Below are 12685 nucleotides of genomic sequence, written 5' to 3' on the forward strand. Positions count from 1 at the left end.
GACAACCCCTTAGAAATAACCCTGACGTTTCTTTTCTTCCATGGAACCTGCGCCATCGTGATCGATGACCCGGCCCTGGCGCTCGGAAGTACGCGTCAGAAGCATTTCCTGAATGATGTCAGTGAGGCTGGTGGCCTCGGACTCGACTGCGCCCGTCAACGGGTAGTCGCCAAGTGTGCGGAAGCGAACTTTCTTCTTGACGATGCGTGCCTTGTCCTCATCGCTGAGGTGATTCAGAAGACGCTCGTCGTCGATCATGATCCAGGTACCATTCATCTCGATCACATCGCGCTCGGCGGCGAAGTACAGCGGGACAATCGGAATGCTTTCCAGATAGATGTACTGCCAGATGTCCAGCTCGGTCCAGTTGGACAGCGGGAACACACGGATCGACTCGCCTTTGTTGACGTTGCCGTTGTAGACGTTCCACAGCTCGGGACGCTGGTTCTTCGGATCCCAGCGGTGCTTGCTGTCGCGGAACGAATACACGCGCTCTTTGGCACGGGATTTCTCTTCATCACGACGCGCCCCACCGAACGCGGCATCAAAGCCGTGCTTGTCCAGGGCCTGCTTGAGACCTTCGGTCTTCATGATGTCGGTATGCTTGGAGCTGCCGTGGGTCAGCGGGCTGATATTTTGAGCCACGCCGTCAGGGTTGATGTGGACGATCAAATCCAGGCCCATTTCCTTAACCATCTGGTCGCGAAAACGGTACATTTCCTGAAATTTCCAGCGGGTGTCCACGTGCATCACCGGGAATGGCAACTTGCCTGGAAAGAACGCCTTGCGCGCAAGGTGCAGCATTACGGCAGAGTCTTTACCGACGGAGTACAGCATCACCGGGTTATCAAACTCGGCGGCGACCTCGCGGATGATGTGGATGCTTTCCGCCTCCAGTTGCTTCAGATGCGTCAGTTTATCGACCATGGTTACTCACGGGTTGCATTCATTATTGACCGGACAACGCCCGGGACGGCCAGCGGGCCGTGTTCGAGGCGGCACTCTAGCACAGCAACTAATTCTATTCAGGAGGCCCAATAGATCGAAACGTTCTATCTATATACCGTCTCGTTTGATACTCAAACCGGGTTCGGGCAGTCGATAAACAGGTGCTCCAACGCAAACCGCCGCGCCAGATAGTCGCCCAGTGCCTGAACCCCGTAACGCTCGGTGGCGTGGTGTCCGGCGGCTATAAAGCTGATGCCGTTTTCCCGGGCGCTGTGCACGGTCTGTTCGGATGCTTCGCCACTGATAAACAGATCAACTCCGGCCGCTATCGCCTGATCGATGTAGCCCTGCCCGCCTCCGGTACACCACCCCACGCGGCGAATCATTTCACTGCCTTCAATCAACAGCGGTTCACGCCCCAACGCTTCCTGCACACGACGGGCAAAGTCGCGCGGCATCATGGGTTCATTCAGTGAGCCGACCAATCCGACGATGCGAGCGTTATCCGGATCCAGCGGGCCTTCGACAGTGATGTCCAACTGACGAGCCAGTTGCACGTTATTACCCACGTCCGGATGCACATCCAGTGGCAAGTGATAGGCCAGCAGACTGACGTCGTGTTTGAGCAGGGTTTTCAGTCGGCGCTGCTTCATACCGACCACGCAGGGGTTTTCGCCTTTCCAGAAATAACCGTGATGCACGAGGATCAGATCAGCCTGTGCGTCCACTGCGGCATCCAGCAAAGCCTGGCTGGCAGTGACGCCGCTGACGATACGCATGACCTGCGGCCGCCCCTCGACCTGCAGGCCGTTGGGGCAATAATCCTGGATGCGGGAGCTACCGAGATAACGGTCGGCTTCTTCTACCAGAGTGCTGAGCGCAACAGCCATAAAAGACTCCTGAATCTATGATTTAAAGCTGATAGGGTCGTGTTGCTGAAATGGTTCACTTCTGAATATCTTATTTGCGAGACACGACCCCAAGTGCTCGTATAATGCCGCCCATTATGGCGCAGATGGGCGAAAAGCCGCAGCGTCGGATCACTTTCAGGATTTGCTCAATGTTCAAGGCACTGCGCTTTTTTGGTTGGCCGTTGCTGGCAGGCGTACTCATCGCACTACTGATTATTCAGCGTTTCCCGGAAATGGTTGGCCTGCCAAGCCTGGACGTCAATCTGCAACAAGCGCCACAAACCAGCTATGTCCAGCAAGGCCCGGTCTCTTACGCAGACGCGGTTGGCATGGCGGCACCTGCGGTAGTCAATCTCTACACCACCAAGATGGTCAACAAAGCGGCCAATCCGATGTTCGAGGACCCTCAGTTCAGGCGCTTCTTCGGCGACAACATGCCCAAACAGAAACGCATGGAGTCCAGTCTCGGCTCCGGCGTACTGATGAGCCCGGAAGGCTACATTCTGACCAACAACCACGTGACGACTGGTGCGGATCAAATCGTCGTCGCGCTCAAGGACGGTCGGGAAACTATCGCCCGGGTGATCGGTAACGATCCGGAAACCGACCTGGCCGTGCTGAAAATTGATCTCAAGAACATCCCGGCGATCACTATTGGCCGCTCTGACAGCATCCGTATCGGCGACGTCGCGCTGGCCATCGGCAACCCGTTCGGGGTCGGTCAAACCGTCACCATGGGCATCATCAGTGCCACCGGTCGAAACCAACTGGGCCTGAACACTTACGAAGACTTCATTCAGACCGACGCAGCGATCAACCCGGGCAACTCGGGCGGCGCACTGGTTGACGCAAACGGCAACCTTACCGGCATCAACACTGCGATCTTTTCCAAGTCTGGCGGTTCTCAAGGCATCGGTTTCGCGATTCCGACCAAGCTGGCAATGGAGGTCATGAAATCGATCATCGAGCATGGCCAGGTAATTCGTGGCTGGCTGGGTATTGAAGTACAGCCGCTCACCCAGGATCTGGCTGAATCGTTCGGTCTGAAGGACCGTCCAGGCATCGTCGTCGCGGGAATTTTCCGCGATGGCCCGGCACAGAAAGCCGGACTGCAGTTGGGTGATGTGATTTTGAGCATCAACGGTGAACCTGCCGGTGACGGCCGTCGCTCGATGAATCAGGTCGCGCGCACCAAGCCGAGCGACAAAATCGCCATCGAGGTCATGCGCAACGGTAAAGAGTTAAAACTCAACGCTGAAGTTGGCCTGCGCCCGCCGCCTCCACCGTCAGCTACGCCAGTTGAGGAACAGTGATCGCACCGCGAGAAATTGACGACGTGGAACCGGATTTATCCCGCAAGGCGATACTCTTGACGATACAAAGCGTCGGCTGTACCGGCCTGTACCCGGATGAATCCGTTCCCACTGAGTTGCGTAGATACCTGTGGGAGCGAGGCTAGCCCGCGATAAAAGCACTGAGGTCCATCTGATAAACCGCGGTGGCCTTATCGCAGGCAAGCCTCGCTCCCACAGGTGTGATGTGATACTGCGATGGGGTTGTTACAACCCCACCAACCCATCCAGCAGCGCTTGATTCTGCTCCGGCGTGCCAATGCTGATGCGCAGGAACTGGGCGATACGTTGCTGCTTGAAGTGCCGAACGATGACACCCTGCTCCCGCAGTTTCGCCGCAATGCCTGCCGCGTCATGTTGCGGGTGACGGGCAAAGATGAAGTTGGCCGCAGACGGCAGCACTTCAAAACCAAGGGCCTGTAGCTCAGCAGTCAATGCTTCCCGGCTGGCGATCACCGCATTACGAGTGAAATCAAAGTGCTCGCGATCCTCAAAGGCAGCAGCGGCACCGACGATTGCCAGACGATCCAGCGGATACGAGTTGAAGCTGTTCTTGACCCGCTCCAGCGCTTCGATCAGATCAGGATGCCCGACCGCCAGACCAACGCGCAGGCCCGCCAGTGATCGAGACTTGGACAACGTCTGGGTAACCAGCAGGTTCGGATAACGGTCCACCAGCGAGATCGCCGTCTCGCCACCAAAATCGATATAAGCCTCATCGACCACGACAACTGAATCAGGGCTCGCCTTGAGCATCTGCTCGACCGCCTCCAGCCCCACCACGCAACCGGTTGGCGCGTTAGGGTTCGGGAAAATGATCCCGCCATTAGGCTTGGCGTAGTCCGAGACACGAATCTGGAACTGCTCATCCAGTGCAATAGCGTCGAACTCAATGCCGTACAGGCCACAGTAAACCGGATAAAAGCTATAGCTGATGTCCGGAAACAGCAAAGGCTTGCCGTGCTGGAAGAACGCGTTGAACACGTGTGCAAGCACTTCATCGGAGCCATTCCCGAGAAACACATGGCTGGCCTGAACGCCGTAATAGCTTGCCACTGCGTGCTTGAGCAGGTCGCTATTAGGATCGGGATAAAGACGCAGGTCATCAGTCAGCTCTGCGCGCATCGCGGCCAGCGCTTTTGGCGAAGGGCCGTAAGGATTTTCATTGGTGTTGAGCTTGACCAGTTTGGTCAGCTTGGGCTGTTCGCCCGGCACATACGGCACCAGGCTGTTGACGAACGGACTCCAGAATTTACTCATGCTCAGTTCCCCTGCCCTTCACTGTCGATGATGCGGTACTCGGCGCTGCGGGCGTGTGCAGTCAGTGATTCGCCACGGGCCAGTACCGATGCCGTCTTGCCAAGTTCGGATGCACCTTGCTGCGAGCAGTAGATGATCGACGAACGTTTCTGGAAGTCGTAAACACCCAGCGGCGATGAGAAGCGAGCGGTGCCGGAGGTCGGCAACACGTGATTAGGGCCTGCGCAGTAATCACCCAGCGCCTCGGAAGTGTGACGCCCCATGAAGATCGCACCCGCGTGGCGAATCTGCGGCAACCAGGTTTCTGGATCCGCCACCGACAACTCCAGGTGCTCCGGAGCAATACGGTTGGCAACTTCAATGGCCTGCTGCATATCGACGACCTTGATCAACGCGCCACGGCCATTGATCGACTTGTCGATGATGTCTGCACGCTCCAGGGTCGGCATCAATTTGGCGATGCTCGCCGCCACTTGATCAAGGAAAGCTGCATCCGGACTCACCAGTATCGCCTGAGCGTCTTCGTCGTGTTCAGCCTGTGAAAACAGGTCCATTGCGATCCAGTCCGGATCCGTCTGGCCATCGCAAACCACAAGAATCTCGGAAGGACCGGCGATCATGTCGATCCCGACCTGACCAAAAACATGGCGCTTGGCAGTAGCAACGTAGATGTTGCCGGGACCTACGACCTTGTCGACACGTGGCACGCTTTCAGTACCGTACGCCAGTGCAGCAACCGCCTGAGCACCACCGATGGTGAACACTCGGTCAACACCAGCGATACAGGCCGCAGCCAACACCAGCTCGTTGATTTCCCCACGTGGAGTCGGCACTACCATGACGACTTCAGCGACACCCGCAACCTTGGCAGGAATTGCGTTCATCAACACCGACGACGGATACGAAGCCTTGCCGCCCGGCACATAAAGACCGGCACGATCCAGCGGCGTAACTTTCTGGCCCAGCACCGTGCCGTCGGCCTCGGTGTAGGTCCAGGAGTCCTGCTTCTGCTTTTCGTGGTACATGCGTACGCGATCTGCGGCTTTTTCCAGAGCTGCGCGCTGGGCCGGGGTGATGCGGGTCAATGCCAGCTCAAGACGCTCGCGAGGCAGGATCAGATCAGCCATGGAAGCAACTTGCAGACCATCGAAGCGTTCGGTGAACTCTACCAATGCGGCATCGCCACGTTCGCGCACCGCCTTGATGATGTCGAGAACACGCTCGTTGACCGAATCGTCAGACACACTTTCCCAGCTCAGCAGATGATCCAGATGATGCGCGAAATCCGGGTCAGCAGCATTGAGTCGGCGAATTGCAGTCGGTGCGGTCATAGCGAGAGCCTCATAGGAATGGCAAAAACTCAGGCGCCCTAAACTAGCAGTCGTTCCGCTTGGGCACCTGAGAATTCTGGCTATGAGGCGGATAGACGGGCGCAACTTAACGTTGCGCGGGTAAGTCAGCCGCGGTGTCGTGACTCCACTGCATTGCGCAGGGTATCGATGAGCGACTGGATGCGAGCGTGCTGCATTTTCATGGAAGCCTTGTTGACCACCAGACGGGAACTGATCGTGGCGATCAACTCCTGAGGCTCCAGACCGTTAGCACGCAGCGTGTTGCCGGTGTCAACAACGTCAATGATCTTGTCAGCCAGGCCAATCAGCGGTGCCAGCTCCATGGAGCCGTACAGCTTGATGATGTCGACCTGACGACCTTGCTCTGCGTAGTAACGCTTGGCGACATTGACGAACTTGGTTGCTACGCGCAGACGGCCTTTAGGCTCGGCGGCACCGATGGCACCCGCTGTCATCAAACGGCACTTGGCTATTTGCAGGTCCAACGGCTCATACAAGCCCTGGCCGGTGTATTCCATCAGCACATCTTTACCGGCAACGCCCAGATCAGCAGCGCCATGCTCGACGTAGGTCGGCACATCGGTAGCACGCACGATCAACAAGCGCACATCGGCCTGAGTCGTGGGGATGATCAGCTTGCGGCTCTTGTCCGGATTCTCGGTCGGCACAATGCCTGCTTCGGCGAGAAGCGGCAGGGTATCGTCGAGGATGCGGCCCTTGGACAGTGCGATGGTCAACATGGGAAACGTCAGTCCTTATCAGGAAACCTTTGCCTGGACGCAATCAGCGCCAGACAAACCCTCGTGTCACGTAAAAACGGACACAAGGTGAAACGAATCAGAATTCACACACCCTTGAGCGTGCGAGACCGACGCCTTGCACCGCATTGGGCTCAGGCGTCAGTCATACGGCTGCTAGCCCGGAACGCGACGGATCTTCGCGCCCAGCATCTGCAGTTTCTCTTCGATGCACTCGTAACCACGGTCTATGTGGTAAATGCGATCGATCAGCGTATCACCCTGCGCAACGAGTGCCGAGATAACCAGGCTGGCCGATGCACGCAAGTCGGTGGCCATGACTGGCGCGCCTTTGAGGACCTGGGTACCGGTAACAATGGCAGTGTTGCCTTCAACCTGAATCTGAGCACCCATGCGGTGCATTTCATACACATGCATGAAACGGTTTTCGAAGATCGTTTCGATTACCGCACCAGTGCCCTCAGCAATAGCGTTGAGCGAGATGAACTGCGCCTGCATGTCGGTCGGGAACGCTGGGTAAGGAGCGGTACGCACGTTCACTGCTTTAGGACGCTTGCCGTGCATGTTCAGCTCGATCCAGTCGACACCGCTGGTGACTTCAGCACCGGCTTCCTGGAGCTTGAGCAACACCGCTTCGAGGATGGTCGGATCGGTATCCTTGACCTTGACGCGACCGCCGGTAGCAGCAGCAGCGACCAGGTAAGTGCCGGTCTCGATGCGGTCAGGCATGACTTTATAAGTCGCCGAGTGCAGACGCTTCACGCCATCAATAGTGATGGTGTCAGTACCAGCGCCATGAATCTTCGCACCCATGGCAATCAGGAAGTTTGCCAGGTCAACGACTTCAGGTTCGCGGGCGGCGTTCTGCAGAACGCTACGGCCGTTGGCCAGGCTCGCGGCCATCATGATGTTTTCGGTACCGGTCACGCTCACGGTATCGAAGAAGAAGTTGGCACCGCGCAGGCCACCCTCAGGCGCTTTGGCTTTGATGTAGCCGCCTTCGACGTCAATGATCGCGCCCATGGCTTCAAGACCACGAATGTGCAGATCAACTGGACGCGAGCCAATGGCGCAACCGCCAGGCAACGCAACTTCAGCTTCGCCGAAACGGGCGACCATAGGGCCGAGCACCAGAATCGAGGCGCGCATGGTTTTCACCAGCTCATACGGTGCAATCAGCGTCTTGATCGTACGCGGATCGATTTCCACGCTGAGTTTTTCGTCGATCACTGGCTCGATGCCCATACGACCGAACAGCTCGATCATGGTGGTGATGTCATGCAAATGCGGCAGGTTCTGGACGGTTACCGGGCCATCGGCCAACAGGGTAGCGGCAAGAATCGGCAGGGCAGAGTTCTTTGCCCCGGAAATGCGGATTTCGCCATCAAGACGAACGCCGCCAGTAATAATCAATTTATCCATTAGAGTCTCGACGCCAAGTGGCTCAGGTGCGCTCGGCCCACGCAGCGCGGCTGAAAAATTTCATGGTGACCGCGTGGATGCTGCCATCGGCAATCCAGGGGTTCAAATGCGTGTAGATCTGTTGCTGACGCTTGACCGGGCTCAGCGTAGCCAACTCGTCATTGATCACGTTCAGCTGGAAGTTGCAGCCTTCGCCTTCAACTTCGACCTGTACCTCGGGCAGCTTCCCTTCAAGGAAGCTCTTAACTTCTACGGCGTGCATGCAAAACCTCGATTGGCGACCTACGCGCGCGGGTCGGCCATCATACAAAAAAGCCCACTCAATGCGAACCCCGCAACGCAGGACCCGGACGAGGGGCTTTCATAAAAGAAGATCAATGATCTTGAAGCAGTTCGGTCAGCTCTGACACCTGGGCAATCTTGCGCATGTCTTCGGGCATCGCACGAATACTCACGTTCTTGCCCGCATCCTGCGCATCACGCATGAACGCCAGCAGCAAGGCAAGGCCTACGCTGCTGGACTTCTCGACGCCGGCGCAGTCCAGAACAACGGTCGACAACTCGCTCGACTTGATCAGCGCAGCGCCTTGCTTGCGCAAGGCTGGACCGGTCGAATAGTCGAGCGTGCCGATCAATTGCAGCTCACCCGGCGCGGCGAGCCTTACGGCTGACTCAGTCATTGCGCGGCCGGACCGGCAGCTTCAGGGGCTTTTTCTTTAGCTTTGGCAACTTCACCTGCCCAGCTATTGATCGTCTCGTCCAGATTATTGCCGTTGCGCTGCATCGCATCAGCGAACTGATCGCGGAACAGCTTACCGATATTGATGCCGTTGATGATGACGTTGCGCACCTTCCACTCACCACCAATCTTCACGAGCGTATAGGACACAGGATAAACCGCGCCGTTATTACCCTTGACCTGCATTTCAACGCTGGTGCGATCCGCGCCTTCAGCCTTTTCAGGCGAAACGGTGATGCCCTGATTGTTGTATTCCAGCAACGCGTTGCCGTAGAACTGCATCAGGCTACGCTTGAAGTTTTCCTGAAAGCGCTGCATCTGCTCAGGAGAAGCGTTGCGTGAATACTTGACGGTCATGATGCTTTTGGAGATGCCGTCGGCATCTACCACCGGACCAACGATGCGGTTCAACGCATCATAAAAAGCGCCCGGATTGCTTTTGTACTGTTCTTTGTTGGCTGCCAGATCGCTCAGCAATTCCTTGGTGGTGCGATCCACCAGATCATGAGCGGACGGTGTGGCGGCAGCATTGCCCAACATTGGTAGCAATGCCAGCAACACCAACAGACCACGGCGCACGATTGAGATCATCTAGAAGCTCCTCATTTAGCGTCTTTACTCACGGTATTGAGCAGAAATTTTCCGATAAGGTCTTCCAGCACAAGTGACGACTGCGTGTCATGGATGGTACTGCCATCCTTCAGCAACCCGTCGTCACCACCTACGCTGATACCCACATACTTCTCACCGAGCAAGCCAGCGGTCAAAATCGATGCGGTGGAATCGAGAGGCAGGTTATTAACCTTTTTCTGTACTTCCATCGTCACCCGGCCGGTGAAAGTATCGCGATCCAGATCGATCGCAGTGACCTTACCGATAGTGACCCCTGCCATGCTCACTTTGGCTCTGACAGTCAAACCGGCAATATTGTCGAAATTTGCATAAAGTTTATAAGTATCAGTGCTGGCACTGGAGCTCAGACCGCTGACGCGCAGGGCAAGCAGGAGCAAAGCCAGTATCCCGGCCAGCAGGAACAGGCCGACACCTGTTTCGATGGTGCGGTTTTGCATCAGAAATCTCCAAACATCAATGCGGTCAGAATAAAGTCCAGGCCTAACACGGCCAGGGAGGCATACACGACTGTTTTGGTCGTGGCACGACTGATCCCTTCTGAGGTGGGTTCGCAGTCGTAACCCTGGAACACGGCGATCCAGGTCACCACGAAGGCAAATACGACGCTCTTGATAACTCCGTTAATCACATCATCAACGAAAGAAACGCTGTTTTGCATATTTGACCAGAAGGAACCCTCGTAAACACCCAGCCAGTCGATTGCTACCCAGGAGCCTCCCCAGATACCCACTACGCTAAAGATCATGGCCAGCAACGGCAGGGAAATGAACCCTGCCCACAACCGTGGCGCGACAATGTACTTGAGAGGGTCCACGCCGATCATTTCCAGACTGGACAATTGCTCGGTGGACTTCATGTTGCCGATTTCGGCGGTCAATGCCGAACCGGCACGACCCGCGAACAGCAGAGCGGTGACAACCGGCCCCAACTCACGCAGCAGTGTCAGCGCAACCATTTGCCCGACAGCCTGCTCCGAACCGTACTTGGTCAGGATGCTGAACCCCTGCAGCGACAACACCATGCCGATGAACATGCCAGAGACGACAATAATCGCCAGCGACATGACACCCACCGAGTAAAGCTGTCTGACCAGCAACTGGAAACTGCCGCCGATTGAACTGCGCCCCAGCAACGCATGAACCAGAAAGATCGCCGAACGTCCGAGGACAGCCAGGATATCTATTGCGGCACGCCCCAGCAGGCGTATCCGCTCCATTAGTGACTTCTTGCGCATCAGCGCTTCCCCAAAAGATCTTCGCGATAATCCGGCGCCGGATAATGAAACGGCACCGGGCCGTCCGGATTACCGGTCATGAATTGACGAATACGTGGATTGTCCGAGCCCATCAGTTCCTCGGGCGTACCCTGCCCCAGCACCTGACCATCGCCAACCACGTACAGGTAATCGGCGATACTCGCCGTTTCGTCCAGATCATGAGAAACCACGACACTGGTGATGCCGAGCGCGTCATTTAGCAACTTGATCAGACGAACCAGGACTCCCATAGCGATCGGGTCCTGCCCCACAAACGGCTCGTCATACATGAGAATCTGCGGATCAAGGGCAATGGCTCTGGCCAGCGCCACGCGACGCTTCATACCACCTGACAGCTCGTCGGGCATCAATTCGACAGCACCGCGCAGTCCAACCGCCTGCAATTTCAGCAGGACGATGTCGCGGATCATTTCTTCAGGCAGCTCGGTATGAACGCGCAGTGGAAAGGCGACGTTCTCGAATACATCCAGATCAGTGAACAACGCACCACTCTGAAACAGCACGCCCATGTGCTTGCGCGCATCGAACAGATCGCTGCGCGACAGCGTGGGCAGGTTCTGACCGTTCACCCACACTTCGCCCGCAGACGGCCGCAACTGGGCGCCCATCAGACGCAGCAATGTGGTTTTGCCGCTGCCCGAAGGTCCCATGATGCCGGTGACTTTGCCACGGGGAATGCGAATATCGACATTTTCGAAAATGCTGCGCGTACCGCGCTTGAAGGAAACGCCCTTCAGCTCGATCGCGTAGGCGTTATCGGCGCTCATCTAAACTCCTTGCGATGCAGCCTCACGTCCAGCTGCCGAGTCCCTGGCGGGAGACATGCTGTCTCGGTGGGCTGAACAGGCCGCGAACTATACCACCGCTATAAGGCGCCACCCAAGAGGAAGGCTGATCAATCAATATCGGCACAAACATTTTGCGACATTTCCCACAAAGACGACTCGCTTATCGCCACCCCGAACGATTAAAAGTAAAGCTCGACGATCAGACGTGAGGGAATCGCGCATTACCGCTATAATCGCCGCCTTTTAGCCAGCTGACCGATTTTTTGCCATGAACCAAACCAGCGACCTGATCCAATCAGCACAACGCACCATCCGTCTCGAGATCGAAGCGGTGGAGGGCTTGTTAGCTCATATCGATGCGGATTTCGTCCAGGCTTGCGAGATGATTCTGGCGAGCAAGGGCCGTGTTGTCGTGGTTGGCATGGGCAAATCCGGCCATATCGGCAAGAAAATCGCTGCCACCCTGGCAAGCACCGGCACTACATCTTTTTTTGTCCACCCTGCCGAGGCCAGCCACGGCGACATGGGTATGATTACCTCCGACGACATCATTCTGGCCTTGTCCAATTCGGGCACGACTGCCGAAATCGTTACCCTGCTCCCCCTGATCAAGCGCCTGGGCATCAAGATGATCAGCCTGACAGGTAATCCAGAGTCGACTCTGGCCGAAGCTGCCGACGTCAATCTCAACGCTCATGTCGAACACGAAGCCTGCCCACTGAATCTGGCTCCGACCTCTTCGACCACTGCGGCACTGGTCATGGGCGACGCCTTGGCGGTTGCCTTGCTTGAGGCCCGGGGGTTCACCGCCGAGGACTTCGCTTTTTCACACCCTGGTGGCGCACTGGGTCGCCGCCTGCTGCTCAAGGTCGAGCACGTCATGCACAGCGGCGACCAGTTGCCAAAAGTGCAACGCGGCACCCTGCTACGCGACGCACTGATGGAAATGACCCGCAAGGGGCTGGGTATGACCGCCATCCTCGAAGCTGACGGACGCCTGGCCGGGATATTCACCGACGGCGATCTGCGCCGCACCCTGGATCGCCCGATCGACATTCGCCTGGCGACCATAGATGACGTGATGACCCTGCACGGCAAGACGGCACGTCCTGAAATGCTTGCCGCCGAAGCGCTGAAAATAATGGAAGACCACAAGATCGGCTCACTCATCGTCGTCGATGAAAATGATCATCCGGTCGGTGCTTTCAATCTGCAGGACCTGCTGCGTGCAGGCGTCATGTAATGG

At 56.8% G+C, this 12685-nt stretch carries 14 protein-coding genes; 2 read left to right on the forward strand and 12 right to left on the reverse strand.

All coding sequences use genetic code 11. The features are described 5' to 3' along the window. Positions 1 to 9 precede the first annotated feature (9 nt). Positions 10 to 927: a sulfate adenylyltransferase subunit CysD gene (gene cysD / locus ABRP31_RS22840; RefSeq protein WP_087264873.1), complete on the reverse strand. Its 918-nt coding sequence runs from the start codon at positions 925 to 927 to the stop codon at positions 10 to 12. 152 nt (positions 928 to 1079) lie between these two features. Further along, a complete protein-coding gene (locus ABRP31_RS22845) occupies positions 1080 to 1838 on the reverse strand; it encodes a Nif3-like dinuclear metal center hexameric protein (RefSeq protein ID WP_349969634.1) in 759 nt (252 codons plus the stop codon). A 170-nt stretch (positions 1839 to 2008) separates the two neighbouring features. Here ABRP31_RS22845 and algW point away from each other — a divergent pair, with 170 nt between their 5' ends. Further along, entirely contained in the window at positions 2009 to 3172 is a 1164-nt protein-coding gene (gene algW / locus ABRP31_RS22850) for a Do family serine endopeptidase AlgW (protein WP_349969633.1), read from the forward strand. 246 nt (positions 3173 to 3418) lie between these two features. Here algW and hisC read toward each other — a convergent pair whose 3' ends face one another. From hisC to ABRP31_RS22900, 10 genes are all read right to left on the reverse strand, one after another. Beyond that, positions 3419 to 4471, reverse strand: a complete 1053-nt coding sequence (gene hisC / locus ABRP31_RS22855) for a histidinol-phosphate transaminase (RefSeq protein WP_087264876.1) — start codon at positions 4469 to 4471, stop codon at positions 3419 to 3421. Positions 4472 to 4473: 2 nt separating this feature from the next. After that, positions 4474 to 5802 carry a histidinol dehydrogenase gene (hisD, locus tag ABRP31_RS22860; protein WP_349969632.1) on the reverse strand — a complete coding sequence of 443 codons (1329 nt, stop codon included), beginning with the start codon at positions 5800 to 5802 and terminating at the stop codon, positions 4474 to 4476. A 125-nt stretch (positions 5803 to 5927) separates the two neighbouring features. Further along, complete coding sequence (hisG, locus tag ABRP31_RS22865) at positions 5928 to 6563, reverse strand: ATP phosphoribosyltransferase (protein ID WP_087264878.1); 636 nt, start codon at positions 6561 to 6563, stop codon at positions 5928 to 5930. A gap of 174 nt (positions 6564 to 6737) precedes the next feature. Continuing rightward, positions 6738 to 8003 (reverse strand): UDP-N-acetylglucosamine 1-carboxyvinyltransferase, encoded by a 1266-nt coding sequence (gene murA / locus ABRP31_RS22870; RefSeq protein WP_087264879.1) that lies wholly within the window; start codon positions 8001 to 8003, stop codon positions 6738 to 6740. Between the two features lie 22 nt (positions 8004 to 8025). Continuing rightward, positions 8026 to 8265 (reverse strand): BolA family protein, encoded by a 240-nt coding sequence (locus tag ABRP31_RS22875; RefSeq protein ID WP_027897830.1) that lies wholly within the window; start codon positions 8263 to 8265, stop codon positions 8026 to 8028. A 112-nt stretch (positions 8266 to 8377) separates the two neighbouring features. Beyond that, a complete protein-coding gene (locus tag ABRP31_RS22880; protein WP_349969630.1) occupies positions 8378 to 8683 on the reverse strand; it encodes an STAS domain-containing protein in 306 nt (101 codons plus the stop codon). Beyond that, positions 8680 to 9333, reverse strand: coding sequence for a phospholipid-binding protein MlaC (locus ABRP31_RS22885; protein WP_087264881.1), 654 nt, complete (start codon positions 9331 to 9333; stop codon positions 8680 to 8682). The genes ABRP31_RS22880 and ABRP31_RS22885 overlap by 4 nt, the downstream gene beginning before the upstream one ends. Positions 9334 to 9344: 11 nt before the next feature. Then, positions 9345 to 9812 (reverse strand): outer membrane lipid asymmetry maintenance protein MlaD, encoded by a 468-nt coding sequence (gene mlaD / locus ABRP31_RS22890; protein ID WP_027897833.1) that lies wholly within the window; start codon positions 9810 to 9812, stop codon positions 9345 to 9347. Beyond that, complete coding sequence (mlaE, locus tag ABRP31_RS22895; RefSeq protein WP_087264883.1) at positions 9812 to 10609, reverse strand: lipid asymmetry maintenance ABC transporter permease subunit MlaE; 798 nt, start codon at positions 10607 to 10609, stop codon at positions 9812 to 9814. The genes mlaD and mlaE overlap by 1 nt, the downstream gene beginning before the upstream one ends. After that, on the reverse strand, positions 10609 to 11418 hold the full coding sequence (locus tag ABRP31_RS22900) for an ATP-binding cassette domain-containing protein (RefSeq protein ID WP_349969629.1): 810 nt from the start codon (positions 11416 to 11418) through the stop codon (positions 10609 to 10611). The genes mlaE and ABRP31_RS22900 overlap by 1 nt, the downstream gene beginning before the upstream one ends. A 289-nt stretch (positions 11419 to 11707) precedes the next feature. On the opposite strand from ABRP31_RS22900, the gene ABRP31_RS22905 reads away from it, so the two are divergent. Next, positions 11708 to 12682, forward strand: coding sequence for a KpsF/GutQ family sugar-phosphate isomerase (locus tag ABRP31_RS22905; protein ID WP_349969628.1), 975 nt, complete (start codon positions 11708 to 11710; stop codon positions 12680 to 12682). The last annotated feature ends 3 nt before the right edge of the window (positions 12683 to 12685 follow it).

This window comes from Pseudomonas caspiana, assembly GCF_040224095.2.
Classification (GTDB): Bacteria; Pseudomonadota; Gammaproteobacteria; order Pseudomonadales; family Pseudomonadaceae; genus Aquipseudomonas; species Aquipseudomonas caspiana.